The 20,885-nt window shown below is 75.7% G+C and carries 16 protein-coding genes; 10 read left to right on the top strand and 6 right to left on the bottom strand.

Annotated elements, in window-relative coordinates; all coding sequences use genetic code 11:
• Nucleotides 1–295: 295 nt before the first annotated feature.
• From ABZ836_RS18235 to ABZ836_RS18245, 3 genes are read right to left on the bottom strand one after another with little or no spacing between them, the layout of a single operon-like run.
• Nucleotides 296–1,381, bottom strand: coding sequence for a TAXI family TRAP transporter solute-binding subunit (locus ABZ836_RS18235; RefSeq protein ID WP_361143345.1), 1,086 nt, complete (start codon nt 1,379–1,381; stop codon nt 296–298).
• Entirely contained in the window at nt 1,378–2,808 is a 1,431-nt protein-coding gene (locus tag ABZ836_RS18240; protein ID WP_361143348.1) for a HAMP domain-containing sensor histidine kinase, read from the bottom strand. The genes ABZ836_RS18235 and ABZ836_RS18240 overlap by 4 nt, the downstream gene beginning before the upstream one ends.
• Nucleotides 2,809–2,817: 9 nt before the next feature.
• On the bottom strand, nt 2,818–3,486 hold the full coding sequence (locus ABZ836_RS18245; protein WP_356138971.1) for a response regulator transcription factor: 669 nt from the start codon (nt 3,484–3,486) through the stop codon (nt 2,818–2,820).
• A 222-nt stretch (nt 3,487–3,708) separates the two neighbouring features.
• On the opposite strand from ABZ836_RS18245, the gene ABZ836_RS18250 reads away from it, so the two are divergent.
• From ABZ836_RS18250 to ABZ836_RS18290, 9 genes are all read left to right on the top strand, one after another.
• Nucleotides 3,709–4,638, top strand: a complete 930-nt coding sequence (locus ABZ836_RS18250) for an amidohydrolase family protein (RefSeq protein ID WP_361143351.1) — start codon at nt 3,709–3,711, stop codon at nt 4,636–4,638.
• A 118-nt stretch (nt 4,639–4,756) separates the two neighbouring features.
• A complete protein-coding gene (locus ABZ836_RS18255; protein WP_356138967.1) occupies nt 4,757–6,136 on the top strand; it encodes an MFS transporter in 1,380 nt (459 codons plus the stop codon).
• A 127-nt stretch (nt 6,137–6,263) separates the two neighbouring features.
• A complete protein-coding gene (locus ABZ836_RS18260) occupies nt 6,264–7,208 on the top strand; it encodes an RNA polymerase sigma-70 factor (RefSeq protein WP_361143354.1) in 945 nt (314 codons plus the stop codon).
• A 133-nt stretch (nt 7,209–7,341) separates the two neighbouring features.
• Nucleotides 7,342–8,589, top strand: a complete 1,248-nt coding sequence (locus tag ABZ836_RS18265) for an FAD-dependent oxidoreductase (protein ID WP_361143357.1) — start codon at nt 7,342–7,344, stop codon at nt 8,587–8,589.
• A 277-nt stretch (nt 8,590–8,866) separates the two neighbouring features.
• Entirely contained in the window at nt 8,867–9,826 is a 960-nt protein-coding gene (locus ABZ836_RS18270; RefSeq protein WP_361143360.1) for a hypothetical protein, read from the top strand.
• A 149-nt stretch (nt 9,827–9,975) separates the two neighbouring features.
• Entirely contained in the window at nt 9,976–10,602 is a 627-nt protein-coding gene (locus tag ABZ836_RS18275; RefSeq protein ID WP_361143363.1) for a YigZ family protein, read from the top strand.
• A 168-nt stretch (nt 10,603–10,770) separates the two neighbouring features.
• A complete protein-coding gene (locus ABZ836_RS18280) occupies nt 10,771–12,150 on the top strand; it encodes a lipase family protein (RefSeq protein WP_361143366.1) in 1,380 nt (459 codons plus the stop codon).
• 152 nt (nt 12,151–12,302) lie between these two features.
• Nucleotides 12,303–13,466: an exonuclease SbcCD subunit D gene (locus tag ABZ836_RS18285; protein ID WP_361143369.1), complete on the top strand. Its 1,164-nt coding sequence runs from the start codon at nt 12,303–12,305 to the stop codon at nt 13,464–13,466.
• Complete coding sequence (locus tag ABZ836_RS18290; protein WP_361143372.1) at nt 13,463–16,477, top strand: SMC family ATPase; 3,015 nt, start codon at nt 13,463–13,465, stop codon at nt 16,475–16,477. The genes ABZ836_RS18285 and ABZ836_RS18290 overlap by 4 nt, the downstream gene beginning before the upstream one ends.
• Here ABZ836_RS18290 and ABZ836_RS18295 read toward each other — a convergent pair.
• The gene (locus ABZ836_RS18295; protein ID WP_356134660.1) at nt 16,467–16,925 is read right to left on the bottom strand and encodes an Lrp/AsnC family transcriptional regulator; all 459 of its coding nucleotides are present in this window, start codon (nt 16,923–16,925) and stop codon (nt 16,467–16,469) included. The two genes, ABZ836_RS18290 and ABZ836_RS18295, sit on opposite strands and share 11 nt — an antisense overlap.
• Before the next feature lie 149 nt (nt 16,926–17,074).
• Here ABZ836_RS18295 and ABZ836_RS18300 point away from each other — a divergent pair, with 149 nt between their 5' ends.
• Nucleotides 17,075–17,677, top strand: a complete 603-nt coding sequence (locus ABZ836_RS18300) for a rhodanese-like domain-containing protein (RefSeq protein WP_361143375.1) — start codon at nt 17,075–17,077, stop codon at nt 17,675–17,677.
• 61 nt (nt 17,678–17,738) lie between these two features.
• On the opposite strand, the gene ABZ836_RS18305 is transcribed toward ABZ836_RS18300, so the two are convergent.
• Nucleotides 17,739–19,430 (bottom strand): DUF885 domain-containing protein, encoded by a 1,692-nt coding sequence (locus ABZ836_RS18305; RefSeq protein WP_356134664.1) that lies wholly within the window; start codon nt 19,428–19,430, stop codon nt 17,739–17,741.
• A 109-nt stretch (nt 19,431–19,539) separates the two neighbouring features.
• On the bottom strand, nt 19,540–20,823 hold the full coding sequence (locus ABZ836_RS18310; protein WP_361143559.1) for a GNAT family N-acetyltransferase: 1,284 nt from the start codon (nt 20,821–20,823) through the stop codon (nt 19,540–19,542).
• Nucleotides 20,824–20,885: the final 62 nt, after the last annotated feature.

Genomic DNA, 20,885 nt, shown 5'->3' on the forward strand with positions numbered 1-20,885 from the left:
GGCGGACCTCGGGCGCGCCGGGGGGGGTGACGGTGCTGCCCGCCGGTCCGGCTGGGAGCGCTCCCAGCGTAGGAAGGGGGTGGAGGGGTGACAACGCTCCTGCGTCACCCGTCCCAGGTTGGCCGTTCTGCCCCTCCCGGGCGCGGCCGCACCGGCCGTCCCGGTCGGGCGGAACGGTGGAAACCGGGTCGGGGGGACCGGCCTCCAGCGTCGGACGGTGGAACTATTCGGCCACTTACGGGACAAGAGCGAAACTTTCCGAATGTTTCGGGCGTCAGGATCCGTCGCGGGTCGCTCAGCCGTGGAGGGCGCGGTAGGCGTCGGCGGCGCCGGGGTGCAGCTCGGTCGCGCCGGTGCTGATGAGACTGCGGATGTCCAGGAACTGGGCGCCCACCGCGTTGTCGGGCACCAGGGCGCTCGCCCGGAGGGCCAGCAGGCGGGTGAGCAGGTCCGCCAGGAGCGGGTCCAGGTCGGGGCGGCACACCAGGAGGTTGGACACCCCGATGGTGGCGACGCCGTCGGCCGCGCGGTAGGCCCTCGGCGGAAAGGTGACCTGCTCCAGGCCCATGTCGGCCAGCTGGGCTCCCGACACCGCCGTACCGCCGTGCCCCGCGGCGTCCGGGGGCGCCCCGGCTCCCGGGGGACCGCCCGCCCCCGGATCTCCCGTCCGGCCGAGGCGGGGCAGGAGGTCCGCCAGCGGGAGGAAGCGCAGTCCGGTCTCCTCGTCCAGCCGCGACAGCGCCGGCAGGGGGACGCCGCCCGCCACCAGCAGGCCGTCGACGGAACCCTCGCGCATCGCGGCGGTCGCGTCGGCCAGCCGCAGGTGCCGCACCGGCACGTCGGCGGCCGACAGGCCCGCCGCGCGCAGCAGCCGCTCCCCGAGGTCGGCCGCCCCCGACCCGACGGCGCCCAGCGAGACCGGGTGCCCGGCGAGGTCCGCCACCGTCCGGACCGAGGAGTCGGCCCGCACCGCGAACTGCAGGTACGTCTCGTAGACCCGGCCGATCGCGCGCAACGGCACCGGGCGCGGGAAGAAGGCGGTCCCCTGCGCGGCCAGCGCGGTGTCCGTCATCACCAGGGCGAGGTCCACCTCACCGTCGCGCAGCAGCCTGAGGTTGGTGATGCCGCCCGCGGTGGTGCGGACGCGGCAGCGCAGACGGGGACAGACCCGGGTGATCTCGCCGGCGAGCAGCCGGCCGAACGCCGCGTAGAAGGCGGTGGGTTCACCGGTGGCGATGCGCAGGACGCCGCCCGGCCCGCCGTGCCGCCGTGGGGCGTCGCCCGCCGCACCGCCGGCGAGCAGGGCGAGGGCGCCCGCGCCGCCGGCGGCGCGCAGCACCGCGCGGCGGCCGGGGGAGGAGGGCCCGGCCGGCGTCGTCACGTGTCCTCCCGGCCCAGGTCCACAACGGGCCGCGGCAGCGGCACCAGGGCACGGGCCTCCAGGCCCCGGGGCCGGGCCGGACGCAGCTCCAGCCGGCCCTCGCGTCCGGTGAGGATCTGCCGCGCGATGGCCAGGCCCAGGCCGGTGCCGGAGGTGCCGGCGTGGCGGGACGAGCGCCAGAACCGGGTGCCGGCGCTGGCCAGTTCGTCGACGCCCAGACCGGGGCCGTCGTCCTGGACGGTGAGCACCGCGAAGGGTCCCTCGGTGGCACAGCGCAGGGTGACCGAGGCGTCCTGCCCGGCGTACTTGATGGCGTTGTCCAGCAGGATGTCGATGACCTGGGCCAGTTCGTGGTCCGAACAGGCGGCGACGACCGTGGCGTCGGCCCGGTCGTCCACGGGCTCCGCGGTGAGCGTCACCCCGGCGCGGCGGGCCACCGGTTCCCACAGCCGGTGCTGCGTCAGGGCCACCTCGGTCGCGTCGCAGCAGGCCGCCGCGCCCGTCCCCGCGGTGAGTTCACCGGCCCGGTGCTCCGCCGCGGCCAGCGCCAGCATGTCGTCCAGCAGGGCCTCCAGACGGTCCAGTTCGGTGGTGACGCCGGTGTACGTGCGGTCGGCGGCCGGAGGCAGGTGGGTGTGCAGGGCGTCCACCCGCAGTCGGAGCGCGGCCATCGGGTTGCGCATCTGGTGCGAGGTGTCGGCGACCAGCCGGCGCTGCTGCTCCAGCGCGGTCGTGACGCTCCGGGCCATGCGGTTGAAGCCGATCGCGAGCTGACGCAGCTCCGGCGGACCCCCGGCACGGGTCTGTTCGGGCGGCAGCCCGGCGGCCAGCCGCCCCACGGCGCGGTCGAGCCGGCGCAACGGCCGCACCACCCAGCGGGTGGCGGCCCGGGCCAGGACCGCGCACGCCACGGCGACCAGGGCCGTGCCGGCCAGCACCGCGGCCCAGCGCCTGCCGATGTCCCCGGCCGCGGTGCCCACCGACGCCCGCATCACCACCGCCCCCGTCACCCGGGTGCCGGTGCCGGCCGGTTCGGCGAACATGCGGTGCCCGTGCGACCAGGGGTGGAGCGCGTGGGTGGGGTGCGTCGTCTGGTTGCGCAGCGCCGCGGCGACCAGCCCGGCGACCGCGGGGTCGGCGGCGCGCAGTCCGCCGGTCTGGACGACCGGCCTGCGGCTGACGTCGGTGATGACGATCGGCTCCCCGTACAGCTCGGTGTGGCGGCGCGCCTCGGCACGCACCACGGAGAAGTCCCCGGTGGTGGCCGCCTGGTCCATCAGCGAACCGAACCGGTCCAGGTCCGAGCCGCGGGCCAGGACCAGTTGCTGGGTGCGGTCCGAGGCGGTGAACAGCAGCAGCGGCACGGCGAACGCGGCCACCGTGAGCACCACGAACAGCAGCAGCGCCGTCTGGACCCGGGAACGCACGGCCGGCCCTCAGTCCCCGAACCGGAAGCCGAAGCCCCGGATGGTGGTGATCAGTTCGGGCCGCCCCAGCTTCGCGCGGAGCTGGGTGAGGTGGACGTCGAGCGACCGGGAGACGGCCCGGTGGGCGTCGCCCCAGACCTCGTCCAGCACCTGCTCGCGACTGACCGCCGTCCCGGCCCGCCCCGCCAGCACCGCCAGCACGTCGAACTCCTTCGCGGTCAGCTCGACGTCGGCCCCGGCCACCCGGACCCGGCGGGCGTCGAGATCGACCTCGACGTCGCCGACGCCCACCGAGCGCGAGACGGCCGGGGCCACCGCCCCCCGTGCCGCGGCCCGCCGGGTGACGGCCTCCATCCGGGCCAGCAGCTCCGCCAGCCGCACCGGCTTGACCAGGTAGTCGTCGGCGCCCAGCCGCAGCCCCCGCACGACGGACCGCTCGTCACCCCGGGCGGTCAGCACCACCACCGCCATGTCGCTCACCGCGCGCAGGGCCCGCAGCACGTCCAGGCCGTCGACGTCGGGCAGTCCGAGATCCAGCAGGAGGAGGTCGGCGCTGCGGTGGTACGTCTGGACGTCCCGGCCGTGACGGACCCGACGGACGTCGTGGCCGTGGTCGTACAGCACCTCCACCAGAGCCGCCGCGACGCCGTCGTCGTCCTCGGCCAGCAGTATCTGCATCCTCGCCCACCTCCCTCCGCGCGGAATCCGGGCATCCGCCCGGGCCCCGAATGTAGACCACCGAGGGCCCGCCCACCTGTGGCGTGGGGCACATCGCAGCACGTCAGAGGCGGGTCGGGAATGTTAAGGCGAGGTTAGATCCGTGTCGGGGCGGCTTCTGCGCGCCGCCGGGCCGGGCCAGGCTCCAGCCGTCCAGGAAAGCCGCGCAGGACCAGGAGCGCCATGAACCACCCGACCCGCCACGCCCCCAAGACCCCCGGCTGGCTCGACTGGTACGCCGACCCGTCCGTCCCGGCCTTCCGGCTGCCCCCGGGCGCCGTCGACACCCACTGCCACGTGTTCGGTCCGCAGGCCGCCTTCCCGTTCGCCCCGGAGCGGAAGTACACCCCCTGCGACGCTGGCAAGGAGCAGCTGTTCGCGCTGCGCGACCACCTCGGCTTCGCCCGCAACGTCGTCGTGCAGGCCACCTGCCACGGCGCGGACAACGCGGCCATGGTCGACGCCGTCCGGTCGGCGGGCGGCCGGGCCCGCGGCGTCGCCACGGTGCGCCCGGACGTCACCGAGCGGGAACTGCGGGACCTGGACGCGGCCGGCGTGCGCGGCGTGCGGTTCAACTTCGTGCGGCGCCTGGTCGACGCCTCGCCCCGGGACGCCCTCGCCGTGATCGCCGAGAAGATCGCCCCGCTCGGCTGGCACATCGTCCTCTACTTCGAGAGCGCGGACCTCGAGGACCTGGCGGACTTCTTCGCCTCGCTCCCCGCTCCGCTGGTCATCGACCACATGGGCCGGCCCGACGTGACCCGGTCCGCCGACGGCCCCGAGTTCGGCAGGTTCCTGCGGTTCGTCGAGGCCAACGACGTCTGGGTGAAGGTCACCTGCCCCGAACGCCTCAGCGTGGGCGGCCCCGCCGCTCTGGACGGCGAGCGCCACGCCTACACCGACGTCGTCCCGTTCGCGCGGCGCGTCGTCGAGGAGTTCCCCGACCGCGTGCTGTGGGGCACCGACTGGCCGCACCCCAACCTCACCGACCACATGCCCGACGACGGCCTGCTGGTCGACCACATCCCGCTGATCGCGGTCACCGCCGAGCAGCAGCGGCGCCTGCTCGTCGACAACCCCATGCGCCTCTACTGGCCGGACGAGGCCGCCTGACCCGGCAACCGCCCGCCGCACCCCCCCGCCCCCTCCGGTACGCCCCCACACCCATACGCCCCCACGCCCGTACGCCCCCACGCCCATCCTCCCGACTCCTCCGACAGGGATCCCTCCCATGACGTCACCCCAGGCGCCGGCGCACGCCAACGCGCTGAACCGGATCGACCGGCTGCCGATCGGCCGGTTCCACAAGGTCACCCTCCTGGCCATCTCCTTCGCGTACTTCTTCGAGTTCGCGGACATCAACACCTTCGCGACGACCGCCCCCAAGCTCATCGGCCTGTGGGGCGTGACCATCGACCAGGTCGCCTACGTCACCTCGCTGTCCTTCGTGGGCATGTTCCTCGGCTCCATCGGCGCCGGCGCCCTGGCCGACCGGTGGGGGCGCAAGCGGACCCTGATGGTGACCACGCTGTGGTTCGGGTTCTTCTCGTTCCTCTCGGCCTTCGCCTGGGACATCGTGTCCCTCGGCGTCCTGCGGGTGCTGACCTCGGCCGGCCTGGCCGCGATGACCGTCGTCGCGGTGATCTACGTCAACGAGATGTACCCGGCCGCCGTGCGCGGCAAGTACCAGGCGTACGCGATCGTCATCGGCATCTGCGGCACCCCGGCGACCAACCTCATCGCCAGCGCGGTGGTGCCCCTGAACGACTGGTCGTGGCGCCTGGTCTACCTCTGGGGCTCGCTCGGCATCCTGCTCGTCCTCTTCGGCAAGCGGCTGAAGGAGTCCCCGCGCTGGCACGAGAGCCGCGGCGAGCACGCCGAGGCCGACCGGATCCTCCGCGAGATCGAGGAGAGCGTCGAGGCCGAGAAGGGCCCGCTCCCCGAGCCCCTGCCGCCCGTGGCCGAGGCCCCGGTGACCCGCGCCCCGCTGCGCCTGCTCCTGCAGAAGAAGTACCTCTACCCCACCCTGCTCCTCACCGTGCTCTGGGTGACCCAGACCATCGGCTTCTTCGGCTTCTCCAGCTGGGCGCCGACGCTGCTCGCCGAGGAGGGCTTCAGCGTCGAGAAGTCCGTTTTCTACGTCGCCCTCACGACGGTGGGCGCGCCGCTCGGCTCGTTCCTGGCCTCCCTGGTCACGGACCGGTTCGAACGCAAGTGGTCCCTCGCGGTGTTCGGCACGGTCATCGCCCTGTGCGGCCTGCTGTACGGCCTCACCTTCAACCCGATCCTGATCGTGGTCTTCGGCTTCCTGGTCAACATGTTCGAACGCGGCTACACGGCGCTCGCCTACGCCTACTCCCCGGAGCTCTTCGACACCCGGGGCCGCTCCCTGGGAACCGGCGTCTCCTACGGCCTCGGCCGCCTGTCGAACGCGGCCGGACCGCTGATCGTCGCCGCCGTCTACCAGGGCAGCGGGTACCAGGCCGTCTTCTACTTCATCGCGGGGGCCTGGCTGGTCGGCGCGATCGTCCTGGCGGTCTTCGGCCCGCGGACCCGGCGGGCCCTGCTCGCCGAGCCGCGGCAGCCGGCGAAGCCGGTGCCGACGGCCTGACGCCGCCGGCCGTCCCCGGCCGTTTTACCCCGCCGGCCGTCTCCCCCCGGCCGGCCGTTCCCCCCGCCTGCCGCGCCGAGGTGCTTCCCGCGCCTCGGCGCGACCGGTGGGCGGCTAGCATCGAGCCATGCCGCTGACCGCCGAGGACGTGGACAGGTTCGAGGTCGCGAGGCCCCGGCTCGGAGCGATCGCGTACCGGATGCTCGGGTCCGCGAGCGACGCCGAGGACGTCGTGCAGGAGACGTACCTGCGCTGGCACGCGGCGGACCCCGAACGCATCGAGGTCCCCGAGGCGTGGCTGACCAAGGTGCTCACCCGGCTGTGCCTCAACCAGCTCACCTCGGCCCGCGCGCGGCGGGAGACCTACGTGGGGCAGTGGCTGCCCGAGCCGCTGCTCGAGGGCGACCCGATGCTCGGCCCCGCGGAGACGGCGGAGCAGCGCGAATCGGTGTCGTTCGCGGTGCTGACGCTGATGGAGCGGCTCACCCCGAACGAACGCGCCGTGTACGTGCTGCGGGAGGCGTTCGGGCACTCGCACCGGGAGATCGCCGACATCCTCGACATCGGTGAGTCCGCCAGCCAGCAGATCCTCCACCGCGCCAAGCACCACCTCGCCCAGGGCAGGACGCGCGTCGAGGTGGACCGGACGGCGGCGCGGCGGATCGCCGAGGAGTTCCTGGCCGCCGCGACCAGCGGCCGGTACGACGGACTGCTGCGCCTGCTCACCGACGACGCCCTCGCGGTCGGCGACGGCGGCGGCAAGGTGCCGGCCAGGACCAAGGCGTTCGAGGGCGCGCAGGCGGTCGCCAGGTTCATGTGGGGCCTGTTCAGGCCCGCGAAGGCCAAGCGCGACCTGGTGGGCGGCTCGCCGGAGATCCACGCCACGACGGCCAACGGCGAGCCCGCCGTCGTCGCCGTCGTGGACGGGCGGGTCGTCGGCGTGGTCTGCCTGGAGGTCACGTCCGAGGGCATCAGGGCGTTCCGCAGCCAGGCCAACCCGGACAAGCTCGCGCGGGCCACCGAGCGGTGGGCGGGCGAGGAGCACGGGGAGCCCCTGTTCCACGCGTTCTGACCGCGGTCAGCCCGGTACGCGTGCTGTGTGGCGTAGGTCACATCATCTGCCCGTCAGGGATCGGCGCGCTGCCCGGTTCAAGAGGCGTAACCGCCCGGAACACGGGTGACGACCGCGCAGACAGGAGCAGGCCATGGCCACGCAGCACCGCATCATCGTCCTCGGCGCCGGATACACGGGAGCCTCCGCGGCCGGCCGACTCGCCAGGCGTCTGCACCCGCGGGACGTCGCCGTCACGCTCGTCAACGCCGAACCCGACTTCGTCGAGCGCGTCAGGATGCACCAGCTCGCCGTCGGTCAGGAGCTGAGGCACCGGCCCCTCCGGGAGATGTTCACCGGGACCGGGGTCCGGCTGGAGGTCGCGAAGGTCACCGGGATCGACGTCGGGCGCAGGACCGTCGCGGTCGTGGGCGAGGACGGCGCCCGGGAGCTCGCCTACGACACCCTCGTGTACGCCCTCGGCAGCGGGTGGAACGACCACGGGATCCCCGGCGTCCGGGAGCACGCCCACGAGGTCGCGAGCAGGGCCGGCGCCCTGCGGCTGCGGGACCGGCTGGCGGGGCTGGAGGCCGGGCAGCCGGTGGTGGTCGTCGGGGGAGGCCTGACCGGACTGGAGGCCGCCACCGAGATCGCCGAGTCCCACCCGCAGTTGGCCGTGTCGCTCGCCGCCCGGGGCGGCCTGGGTGACTGGCTCTCCGCCAAGGGCCGCGGGCACCTGAGGAAGGTCTTCGACGGGCTGGACGTCACGGTCCACGAGAACGCCGCGATCACCGGAGTCGAGGCCGACCACGTCACCACCGCCGACGGCAGGGTGATCCCGGCGGCGGTCACCGTCTGGACCACCGGCTTCGCCGTGCACCCCGTCGCCCGGGCCACCGCGCTGGAGGTCGCCGGCGCGGGCCGGATCGTGGTCGACGGGACCATGCGCTCGGTCTCCCACCCGGACGTCTACGCCGTCGGCGACGCCGCGCTGGCCACGGGCCCCGGCGGCCGGCCGCTGCGGATGTCGTGCGCCAGCGGCGTCCCGACCGCGTGGCAGGCCGCCGACTCCATCGCCGCCCGGCTCACCGGCGGGAAGCTCCCCGAGGTGCCTCTGCGCTACTTCAACCAGTGCGTCTCGCTGGGGCGCAGGGAGGGCCTGATCCAGTACGTCACCGCCGACGACCGGGCCAGGAGCGCGGCGCTGACCGGCCGGGTGGCCGCGGTCTACAAGGAACTCGTCTGCAAGGGCGCGGCCTGGGGCGTGGCCCATCCGACCCTCGGACTGCCCTCGCGGCGCCGCCGGATCGCGCGGGACGCGGCGCGGACGGTGCCGACGGGTGAGACTGCGGCCACCGCAGCGCCGACCGCCGACGTGCCGGCCGCCGACGTGCCGGCCTGATCGTCGCCACCGGGCGGCCGGACCGGGCCCGCACCCGGCCGGTCGGCCCAGTGGTGGTGACCCGTGCGGGGTGCGTGGGTCCCCCGGAGAGACCCCCGTCGGCGGATCGGCGGCGCCGGCCGGTGCGGTGCGTGCTGGGGTGGGGGGCACTGCCCCCGGTCCCCGGCCGCGGCCCCGGCCCCGTGCGCCTGCCGTGGCCGCCGCCGCTCGCGGACGTCGCCGGCGTCGCGGACGCCGCGGCCCTTCGTGGACCGGGCCGACCTCCAGGAGGACGAAGATGACCCGATCCGCACGACGTCGACGCATCCGGGTGGCGCCGCCGGTGGCCGCCGCCGCACTGCTCGCGGCGGTGGCCGCGACGCCGCTCGCCCAGGCCGCCGGGGCCGCCGGGGCCTTCGGGTCGCAGGGGGAATGTGAGACCCGGCGGTGCGCGGCCGGCGCGGCCGACCTGCTCGCGCCGCCCGGCTCACCGCAGCGGGGGCCGCTGCCCGACGGGCCCGCGGCCGACCCCACGGCGGAGGTCCCGACGGCGGGGGACCCCACGGCGGAGGACCCGACGGCGCCCGGCGCCGGAGGCGGTGACGTGGAGGGCGGCTCGGAGGCGGGCCAATCCGCGCAGTTCAGCCCCCTTCCCGACGCCGCCGAGCCCGTGGCGCCCGGAGCCGCGGGGACCGACGGCGCGGTCCCGTGGCCCGGTGACCTGGCGGGCGCCTTCCCCGTGGGCGGCGGCCCGGCGGACTGGGAGCCCTCGATCCCCGGCGCGGCGGGACCGGACCCGGCCACGGATCCCTTCGGCTGGACGCAGGGACCGTCGGAGGCGGCCGGCGCGGAGGCGGCCGGCGCGGGGACCTCCGGCGCGGCGGGGACCGGGGCGGGGACCTCCGGCGCGGCGGGCACCGGGGCGGCGGGGACCGGGGTGGGGACGCCGGCTCCGGCGGAGGCGACCGGGTCAGGGGCGCAGGGAGCGGCGGAGGCGACCGGCCCCGGTGCTTCGGGCGCGGAGGCGGCGGCCCCGGCGCCCGGTGCGGAGGAGATGCCGGAGTGGCCCAGCGAGCAGCGGGAACCCCTCGCTCCGGCGGCCCCCGCGACCCCCGCCGCACCGGAGCAGGGTCAGGCGCCGGACGTGTCCGTGCCGCCCGCCGACCCCGCGGCGGCCGGAGGCGGCGAGACGGTCGAGCACCACGCGTCGCCGCTGCCCGCCCTCGGCGGCGTGCCCGCACCCGGCGCCGACGCCTGAGCCGCGCCGACGCCTGGCACGGGCCGGTCGCGGTCGCGGCGGCCCTCTCGCCGCGACCGTGACCGGCCAGCCGCCCGCGCGGCACCACGCGGGCGGCGGGCCCGGGACGCGGCGACGGCGGCCAGGGCCGCACCGCATAGGCTGGCCGGATGCAGGACGAGTACCGCACAGTGGCCCGCGCGGGCGTGCACGAGACCGAGATCAACCGCTCCCGCTTCCTGTGCAGCCTCGCCCCGGCGGCCACCGAGGAGGAGGCCCAGGCGTTCGTCGCCGCCGTCCGCAAGGAGCACGCGGACGCGACCCACAACTGCTACGCGTACGTGATCGGCGCCGACGCCTCCGTGCAGAAGGCGAGCGACGACGGCGAGCCGGGCGGCACCGCGGGCGTGCCGATGCTCCAGATGCTGACGCGCCGCGACATGCGCTACGTCGTCGCGGTCGTGACCCGGTACTACGGCGGCGTGAAACTCGGCGCCGGCGGGCTCATCCGGGCCTACGGCGGCGTGGTCGGCGAGGCGCTGGACGCGCTCGGCACGCTCACCCGGCGCCGCTTCCGGATCGCCGTGGTGACCGTGGACCACCAGCGCGCCGGGAAGATCGAGAACGACCTGCGGTCCACCGGCCGTGAGGTGCGCGACGTGCGCTACGGCGAGCGGGTCGAGATCGAGATCGGCCTCCCCGACGCGGACGTGCCGTCCTTCCGGGCCTGGCTGGCGGACGCCACGGCGGGCACCGCGGGGTTCACGCCCGGCGGAGAGGCCTACGGCGACGCCTGAGCCGGCACGGCTCGAACGCCCCCCGCGTCACGCCCGTGACGAAGGGCTCCGCACGTGTCTTGTCACCACCCGCGACCTCACCTTACTCTCCGGTAAGTAACCGCCGGTAACACGGGTGTCGCGCCATCCTGCCCGCGCCGGCCTCCGTCGTCCCCTGGAGTGAGCCGCGTGCACAGAACCCGCATCTCCGACCGGCCGGCCGCCGCCCCGGGCCGCAGGCCCGCCCGCAGGCTGCTCGCCGCCGCCCTGGTCGCCCTGGCCTGCGTGGGCGCGCAGACCGCGGTGGCCCAGGCCGCGCCCACCGCGCCCGCCGCCTCGTCCGCGTCCACCGCCGAGGCCGCGTCCGACTTCTACACCCCGCCCGCGAGCCTTCCCGACCGGAACGGCGCGATCGTCCGCAGCGAACCCCTCCCGCTGGCCATCAGCCTGCCGACCCTGGGCGGCCCGTTCCCCGGCCGGGCGACCCGGCTGATGTACCGGTCGACCGACTCCGGCGGCAGCCCCGTCGCGGTGACCGGCGCCTACATCGAGCCCACCGCCGCCTGGCGGGGCGACGGCGCGCGGCCGCTGGTGGCCGTGGCGCCCGGGACCATGGGCCAGGGTGACGAGTGCGCGGCCTCCAAGGGGCTGCAGTACCCGATCCTGATCGAGGACGACTCGGTCTCGGTCGGCTACGAGGACCTGTCGATCTACCGCCTGCTCTCGGCCGGCATCGCCGTGGTGGTCACCGACTACGTGGGCCTCGGCGCCACCGACCGGCTGCACACCTACGTCAACCGCGTCGACGGCGGGCACGCCGTGCTGGACGCGGTCCGCGCCGCCCGGTCGCTCCCGGGGACCTCGCTGCGCCCGGAGTCGAGGATCGGCCTCTACGGCTACAGCCAGGGCGGCGGCGCCACCGCCGCCGCGGCAGAACTCGCCGCGTCCTACGCCCCGGACGTCACCCTCGCCGGCACCTACTCCGGAGCGCCGCCCGCCGACCTCACCGAGACGATCAAGGGCATCGACGGCAGCGCGCTGGCCGGCGCCCTGGGCTGGTCGCTCAACGGCTTCCTCCAGGCCTACCCCGACCTGCGGCCCATCGCCGACGCCCACCTCAGCGACCGGGGCAGGAAGGCGCTGGAGGAGCTCGCGGGCATGTGCGTGGGCGACTCGCTCCTCGGCTACGGGTTCCGCCGCAGCAGCTCCTGGACCACCGACGGCAGCTCGCTCGCGGAGATCGTGGAGAGCGAGCCGCGCATCCAGGAGGTCCTCGACGACCAGCGCCTCGGCGACCGGAAGCCCTCCGGTCCGGTCCGCGTCGCCACGGGTGTCCAGGACGACATCGTGCCGCACCGGCAGTCCCGCCAGATGGCCGTCGACTGGTGCCGCAAGGGCGGCGACGTCACCTACAAGGCGATCGTGCTGCCCAACCTCGGCGACAAGATCCTCACCAACCACATGGTGCCGCTGCTCACCGACCAGGGCGACGCCGTCGACTGGCTGAAGGACCGGCTCGAGGGCCGGCGGGCGTCCTCCAACTGCTGGAGCATGCCGCTCCAGCCCTGACGGCCCGTCGGGCGCCCGGCGGTCGGCCGCCGGGCGCCCCGCCGTGTCCGGGGGCGGTTCAGTGACCGCCCGGCGACCGGCAGTTGGGGCGAAACGGGACAAAACGTGTGCAACGGGTGCGCTGTCGGTGGTCACCGTTAAGGTCGGTGGGCATGAGGCTGCTGCACACGTCGGACTGGCATCTCGGCCGGTCGTTCCACCGGGTCAACATGCTCCCGGCCCAGGCGGCGTTCGTCGACCACCTGCTCGGCGCCGTGCGCGAGCACCGGGTCGACGCGGTGGTCGTGTCGGGAGACGTGTACGACCGCGCGGTGCCCCCGCTGGCCGCGGTCGAGCTGTTCGACGACACCCTGCACAAGCTGGCGGAGCTCGGCGTGCCGGCGGTCATGATCTCCGGCAACCACGACTCGGCGCGCCGGCTGGGCGTCGGCGCCGGCCTGATCGGCCGCGCCGGCATCCACCTGCGCACCGACGCCGCCTCGGCCGGCACCCCGGTGGTCCTCGCGGACCCCTTCGGCGACGTCGCCTTCTACGGCCTGCCCTACCTCGAACCCGCCCTGGTCAAGGACGAGTTCGGCGTCGACAAGGCGGCCCACGAGGCGGTGCTGGGCGCCGCCATGGACCGGGTCCGCGCCGACCTCGCCGCCCGGCCCGACGGGACGCGCTCGGTGGTCCTCGCGCACGCCTTCGTCACCGGCGGCAAGGGCAGCGACAGCGAACGCGACATCACCGTCGGCGGCGTCGCCTCGGTGCCCGCCCGGGTCTTCGACGGCGTGGACTACGTCGCCCTCGGCCACCTGCACGGATGCCAGACCATCACCGAGCGGATCCGCTACTCCGGCTCCCCGCTCCCGTACTCCTTCTCCGAGGCCGACCACCGCAAGACGATGTGGCTGGTCGACCTCGACGCCCACGGCGGCGTGCACGCCGAGCGGATCGACTGCCCCGTGCCGCGCGCCCTCGCCCGGATACGCGGCCCGCTCGAGGAGCTCCTCGCCGACCCGGCACTGGCACGGCACGAGGACGCCTGGGTGGAGGCCACGCTCACCGACCCGGTACGCCCCGCCGACCCCATGGTCCGGCTCTGCGAACGCTTCCCGCACACCCTGAGCCTGGCCTTCGACCCCGACCGGGGACCCGAGGAGAGCGGCGCCTCGTACGCCCGCCGCCTCGCCGGGCGCACCGACCAGCAGATCGCCGAGGACTTCGTGGCCCACGTCCGCGGCGCCGGACCCGACGACGAGGAGCGCGCCGTGCTCCGCGACGCCTTCGACGCCGTGCGCGCCGACGCCGCCGCCCAGGAGGTCGCCCGATGAGGCTGCACCGGCTCGAGATGACCGCCTTCGGCCCCTTCGGCTCCACCCAGACCGTCGACTTCGACGAACTCTCCGCGGCCGGCCTGTTCCTGCTGCACGGCCCCACCGGCGCCGGCAAGACCTCCGTGCTGGACGCCGTCTGCTACGCCCTCTACGGCAAGGTGCCCGGAGCCCGCGAGAGCGGCCACAGCGGCGCCCAGGGCTCCCCCCTGCGCAGCGACCACGCCGACCCCGCCGTCAGCACCCGGGTCACCCTGGAGCTGACCGTGGCCGGCCGCCGCCTGGAGGTCACCCGGCAGCCCGCCTGGCTGCGCCCCAAGAAGCGCGGCAGCGGCACCACCCCCGAGAAGGCCCAGAGCCTGCTGCGCGAGTACGACACCGCCGCCGGCCTCTGGAAGACCACCGGCAGCCGCTCCCACCAGGAGATAGGGGAGGAGATCACCCAGCTCCTCGGCATGAGCCGGGACCAGTTCTGCCAGGTGGTGCTGCTGCCCCAGGGAGACTTCGCCCGGTTCCTGCGCGCCGACGCCGAGGCCCGCGGCAAGCTGCTCGGCCGGCTCTTCGCCACCGAGCGGTTCGGCGAGGTCGAGAAGCGCCTCGCCGAGCGCCGCCGCAGCACCGAGGCCCGCGTCAAGGAGGCCGACGCCGACCTCCTCGCCCGCGCGCACCGCATGCAGCAGGCCGCCGGGGACGCCATGGAGCTGCCCGCCCTCGCCCCCGGGGACCCCGGACTCGCCGAGACCGTGCTCACCGCGGCGGCCGTGGCCCGTTCCACCGCCCGGGAGCAGCTCGCCGTCGCCCGCTCCGCGCTGGACGCGGCCGAGACGTCCCGCGAGCAGGTGCTGCGGGAGACGAGCGAGGCCCGCGAACTCGCACGCCTGCAGCGGCGGTTCGCCGAGGCGAGGGAACAGGCCCGGCGCCTGGAGGAGGGTGCCGCCGCCTACCGCGAGGCCCAGGAGGTGATGGAGCGGTCCCGCAAGGCGGAGGCGGTGGCCCCCGCCCTCGACCTGCGGCGCTCCGCCGAGGCCGAGCACCGCAGGGCGGCCGCCGCCGAGGAGCGGGCCCGCGACCGGCTCCCCGCGGGGCTCGCCGACGACGGCGCGGCCGGACTCGCCGCGGCCGCCCGCCGCGCCGCCGAGGAACTGGGCGGTCTGGAGTCCGCCCGCCGCGCCGAGAGCAGGCTGCACGCGCTGGCCGCCGAGCGGGAGCGGCTCGACCGCCAGGAACGGGCGGACGAGGAAGCCCTCCAGGAGGCCGAGGAATGGCTCGCCGGCTGGGAGGAGACCCGCGCCGCGCTCCAGGACCGGGTCGACGCAGCCCAGGAGGCCGCCGCCCGCGCCGAACAGCTCGCCGCCCGGCAGGAACCCGCGCGACGCCGGCTGGAGGCCGCCCGGGAACGCGACCGGCTCGCCGTCCGGGCGGAGGCCGCCCGCGACGAGGCCGCCGCCGCCCGGGAGAGCGCCCTCGCCGCGCACGAACACTGGAACACCCTGCGCGAGCAACGCCTGGACGGCATCGCCGCCGAGCTCGCCGCCGCCCTCCGCGACGGCGAACCCTGCGCCGTCTGCGGCTCCCCCGACCACCCCGCCCCGGCCGGCAAGGACGTCGGCCACGTCGACCGGGCCACCGAGGAGGCCGCCCGCCTCGACCACCGCACCCGCCAGCAGCAGGCGGACGAAGCCGAACGGCGCCACGCCGGCCTGCGCGAGGCCCTGGCCGCCGCCGTCGCCGAGGCGGGCGAGGAGCCCGCCGCGCACCTGGCCCGCGAGCTGGCCGAGCTGACCGAACGGCACCGCGCCGAACACCTCGCCGCGAGCGACCTCCACCCCGCCCGCGAGGAACTGCGCCGCGCCGAGCAGGAGCACGCCCGCCGCACCGCCGCCCGGCAGGAGGCCGCCGTCCGCGCCGCCGCCCGCGTCGGCCACCGCGAACGCCTCGACCAGGAGCGCGCCACCCTGGCGCGGGAGCTCACCGAGGCGCGCGGCGCGGCCGTGAGCGTCGCCGCCCGCGCCGCCCAGCTGGAGAACGCCGTCGCCCTGCTCGACGCCGCCGCCGAGGCCGCCCGTGCCGCCGAGACCGCGGCGCACCGGCTCAAGGACGCCGACGCCCGCCTGGCCGACGCCGCCTACCGGGCCGGCTTCGACACCCCGCGGGCCGCCGCCGACGCCCTGCTCGACGCCGCCGCCCACCGGGCCCTCCAGCGGCGGCTCGACGCCTGGCAGCACGAACACGCCGCGGTCCGCGCCGTCCTCGCCGAGGAGGACACCGCCGCCGCGGCCCAGCTCCCGCCCGTGGACCTGACCGCCGCCACGGCCGCGCTCGACGCCGCCGACCTGCGGGTCCGCCGGACCGCGTCCGCCCACGACGCAGCCGTGCGGCGCTGCGCCGACCTGGACCGGCTCTCCGCCGAGGCGCACCGGGCCGCCCGCGCCCTGGCCCCGCTGCGGGCCGAGCACGACAAGGTCGCCCGGATGGCCGGCCTGGCCGCCGGCACCTCCGCCGACAACGAGCGCAGGATGCGCCTGGAGTCCTACGTCCTCGCCGCCCGCCTCGAACAGGTCGCCGCCGCGGCCACCGCCCGGCTGCTCAGGATGTCCTCCGGCCGCTACACCCTCGTCCACTCCGACGGCCGCTCCGGCCGGGGCCGCAGCGGCCTCGGCCTCCACGTGGTCGACGCCTGGACCGGCCGGGAGCGGGACACCGCCACCCTCTCCGGCGGCGAGACGTTCTTCGCCTCCCTCGCCCTGGCCCTGGGCCTGGCCGACGTGGTCACCGAGGAGGCGGGCGGCGTCCGGCTGGACACCCTCTTCATCGACGAGGGCTTCGGCAGCCTCGACGACCAGACGCTGGACGAGGTCCTCGACGTCCTGGACTCGCTGCGCGAACGCGACCGCAGCGTGGGCATCGTCAGCCATGTCGCCGACCTCAGGCGCCGCGTCCACGCCCAGCTCGAGGTGGTCAAGGGCCGCCAGGGGTCGGCGGTCCGGCAGCGCGGAGCCGTCAGCCGGTGATCGCCCGGCGGGGGAGGGGCGAGGAGTACACCACGCTGGTGGTCACCGGCCCGAGCCCGGCGATCCGCCCGGAGATCTCCTCCAGGTGCCGCATCGACCGCGCGGTGACCTTCAGGACGAAGCAGTCGTCCCCGGTGACGTGGTGCGCCTCCACGATCTCCGGGGTGACGGCCACCAGGTCGTGGAAGGGCTTGTAGTTCGAGGTCGGGTAGCGCAGGCGGACGAAGGCCAGCACCGGCAGCCCCAGCCGCTCCGGGTCGACGACGGCGGAGTAGCCCTGGATCACCCCCGCCTCCTCCAGCCGTCGCACCCGCTCGGTGACGGCGCTGGGGGACATGGAGACGGCCCGCGCCAGCTCGGTGAAACTCGCCCGGCCGTCCCGCTGCAGAACCTCCAGCACGGCCAGGTCGGTGGCGTCCGGCGTGTACGCCGGGAGATGCGTGGTCATGGGCGCAGCATGCCGGGGATTTCACGGCGGAACAACCGGAAGGCCGTGGACCTCAGGTTCCGGGGGCGGCGTGCCGCGCCTAGATTTCTCGGCGTCGCGACGACCCGACCCCGACCCCCGCACCCAGCGCCCGACCGGAGGCCCGATCCATGACCGCCACCCACGCTCCCACCGCCACCCACGCTCCCACCGCCACCGCTACGGCGCCCGCGCCCGCCACCGCCGCCACCGCGCCCGCCACCGCACCGGCGCCCGCCACCGCGTCCGCACCCGCCAACCCCGTGCTGCGCGTGCCGCCCGCCGCGCCCGAGGAGGCCGCCACGTACTTCGCGGCCGGCCTCGCCTTCCACGCCGACGTCGCCGACGTGGCCGCCGCGTTCGCCGAGGCCGGACAGGACGGCGACCCCGGCTTCGTGCTGCTCGACACGCGCTCCACCGAGGCGTGGAACCAGGGCCACGTGCCCGGGGCCCTGCACCTGCCGACCGCGCAGATCCCCGGGCTGGCCGCCCGGCTGCTGGACCCGGCCGTGCCGGTCGTCACCTACTGCTGGGGCCCCGGCTGCAACGGGGCCGCCCGGGCCGCCCTGGCCCTCGCCCGGCTCGGGTACCCGGTCAAGGAGATGCTGGGCGGCTTCGAGTACTGGGTGCGCGAGGGCTTCGCCTACGAGAGCGACGGCGGCCCCGAGGGCGGTGAGCGGCGGGAGACCGACCCGCTCACCGCCCCCGTCACCGGCGCCGACTGCGGCTGCTGACACCGCCGCCCGGCGGCCCGACCGGGACAGCCCCGGTCACCGCCGCCCGGCGACGGCCCGGTCACAGCTGGGACAGCTCGTCCACCAGGTCGTCCAGGCCCAGGGAGCCCTGCGAGAGGGCGGCCATGTGCCAGGCCTTCAGGTCGAAGGCGTCGCCGTGCCGCTCCCGCGCCTTCTCCCGGCCCAGCAGCCAGGCCCGCTCACCGAGCTTGTACCCGATGGCCTGGCCCGGCATCGACAGGTAGCGGGTCATCTCACTCGCCACGAAGTCCGCCGGCCGGCTGCTGTGCGCGCCGAAGAACTCCTCGGCCAGCTCCGGCGTCCACCGCTCGCCCGGACGGTAGGGGGAGTCCGCGGGGATCTCCAGCTCCAGGTGCATGCCGATGTCGACGATGACCCGAGCGGCGCGCATCATCTGCGCGTCCAGGTAGCCGAGCCGCTCCTCCGCGTCCCGCAGGTAGCCCAGCTCGTCCATCAGCCGCTCCGCGTACAGCGCCCAGCCCTCCAGGTTGGCGCTGACGCCGCCCACCGCGGCCTGGTAGCGGGACAGGTCCTTGGCCACGTAGGTCCACTGCGCGAGCTGCAGGTGGTGGCCCGGCACGCCCTCGTGGTACCAGGTGGAGACCAGGTCGTAGACCGGGAACCGGGTCAGCCCCATGGTGGGCAGCCAGGTCCGGCCCGGACGGGAGAAGTCCTCCGACGGGTTGGTGTAGTACGGCGCGGCGGCGCTCCCGGGCGGGGCGATGCAGGACTCCACCCGCCTCACCGGCTCCGCCAGGTCGAAGTGGGTGCCGTCCAGCTCCCGCACCGCGCGGTCCATCAGGCCCTGCAGCCAGTCCCGGACCTCGTCGACGCCCTCGATGTGCCGGCCGTGCTCGTCCAGGTGGGCCAGCGCCACCCACGGCGTGGCCGCACCCGGCAGGATGCGCTCCGCCTCCGTCCGCATCTCCGCCAGGATGCGGTGGTACTCGGCCCACCCGTAGGCGTACGCCTCGTCGAGGTCCAGGTCGGTGCCGTTGTAGTAGCGGGCCCACCGGGCGTAGCGCTCACGGCCCACGGTGTCCGGGGCGCCCGCCACGGCCGGGGCGTACACGTCGCGCATCCAGTCCCGCAGCTCCACCAGCGCCGCGGTCGCGCCGCGGGCCGCCTCGTCCAGCTCCCCGCGCAGCTTCTCCGGACCGTCGGCCGCGAAGTCCTCGAACCAGCCGCGGCCGGTGCCGTGCGGGTCCGCCCACTCGGCGAGCTGCTCGACGAACACGGCGCAGGGCCGGGGTCCGCCGTACAGCTTCCGCTCCAGGCCCAGCGCCAGCGACTCCCGGTACCCGGCGAGCGCGGCGGGCACCGCGCGCAGCCGCTCCGCGATCGCCGCCCAGTCCTCCTCGGTGTCCGCCGGGGTCACGGTGAACACCTCGCGGACCGAGTGGACCGGGCTGTGGATGTTGCTGACCGCCCGCAGGCCCTCCTGGGCGTCGTGGACGGCGAGTTCGGCGGTCAGGCGCTCCCGCAGCAGGCGGGCGCAGCGCCGCTCGATGCCGGTGTCCGCTCCGGGACGGCGCTCGGCCTCGGCGAGCCGGGCCAGGGTGGCCCGCTGCAGTTCGGCGAGGGCCTCCTGGCCGGCCGGGGAGGTGTCGGGCAGCCTGCTCGAGCTCTCCCGGACGCCGAGGTAGGTGCCGGTGATCGGGTCGAGGGCGATCAGGTCGTCGACGTAGGCGTCGGCGACCTGCCGGGGCAGCGGGTTGGTGATGTCTGACATGGCCCCATCCTTGCCCAGGAACGGGGCCGCCGTCAGCAGTGCCGGAGCCTCGGGCGGTGACAGTGGCGGGAATACGTCACGTCACCGCCCTCACGGGCTCCCGGGGCCGCTACTCGCCGAGCCGGCTCGGCGCGGGCGTGACCGGCCGCACGGGCTCCACCCGGGCCGTGATCACCAGCGTGCCCTCCTCGACCTGGTACTCCAGCGGCAGGTCGAGACCGCGCATCGCCGCGAGCATCCCGGTGTTGGAGGCCTGGGTCACCGCGTAGACCGCCTCGCACCCGGCCTCGGCCGCCATCCGCACCAGGCGGTACAGCAGCTCGCCGCCGATGCCGCGCCGCTGCCAGGCGTCCTCGACCAGCAGCGCGACCTCGGTCTCGTCGCCGTCCCACAGGAGGTGGCCGAGACCCACCACCTGGCCCTGTCCGGTCTCCACGACCAGCGTGCGGCCGAAGTTGGGGCTCAGCAGGTGGCGCAGGTAGCGGTCGGCGTCGCCCACCGGGCCGTGGTACCGGCGGCGCAGCGTCTGCGTCGAGCAGCGCGCGTGCAGCGCCTTGGCCGCCTCCAGGTCCCGCGGGTCGGCGCGGCGGACCGTGAAGTGACCCGCGCCCGGAACCGTCAGCAGGTCCTCCGAGAGCGGCAGCCGCGGTCCCAGCCGGCTGTCGAGCTCCACCAGGGCGCGGGCCCGGGCGAGCTCGGCAGGGGTGAACGGCAGGTACGGGCGCTCCACGGTGATCGCGCCTCCGTCCGGGGCGCGCAGCCGCATCCTGGTGCCGGTCTCCTCGTCGAGTTCCGCGGTCCCGTCCGGTCCCGCCACGGAGGCGTCCCCCGGCCGGGCCGGGACCTGACGGATGGCGCAGCGCCCCAGCAACTGCCGCAGCGCCAACGGGAGTTCGGAGGGGTCCAGCGCGGTCCGGGTGGCCAGGGCGACGGCCCGTGTCGGGGCGTCCACCAGGTCGTGGGCGTCGCCGCGCTCCGTCCAGACGTCCCAGCCGCCCGCCAGCTCGACCTCCGAGGTCAGCTCCGCGGCGGTGGTCCCGGCGGGCGCGCGGAGCAGGAACTCGTCCACGACGCCGTCGGCCAGCGGATGGGTCTGCAGGCTCACGATGTCGACGCCGAGACGGGCCAGGCGGTCGCAGAGCGCGGCCAGCGAGCCGGGCTCGTCGCGCACCGTGGCGCGCATCCGCCACAGCACGGCGGGCAGGTCGAGCCCCAGCGGGTCCGCACCGGCCTGCCCGGTCCGCCGCCCCGCGGGGGACGACGGCCCGGCGCCGGTATCGGTATCACCTGCCGGGGGCGAGGGTTCGTGGCGGCCTGTCCACCACGCGCGGAAGCCGCTCGGGGTCAGGCGGAACCAGGAGGGGGCCGGTCGTTCGTCGTTCACACGCTTCACGGTGGAGAAGTCTCGATGCATGTCTCCACCGTGAAGGAACGGTGTTGCGTGATCACAAACGC

It is taken from the genome of Streptomyces sp. NPDC047130, from assembly GCF_040643475.1.
In the GTDB taxonomy this organism is placed as follows: Bacteria; Actinomycetota; Actinomycetes; order Streptomycetales; family Streptomycetaceae; genus Streptomyces.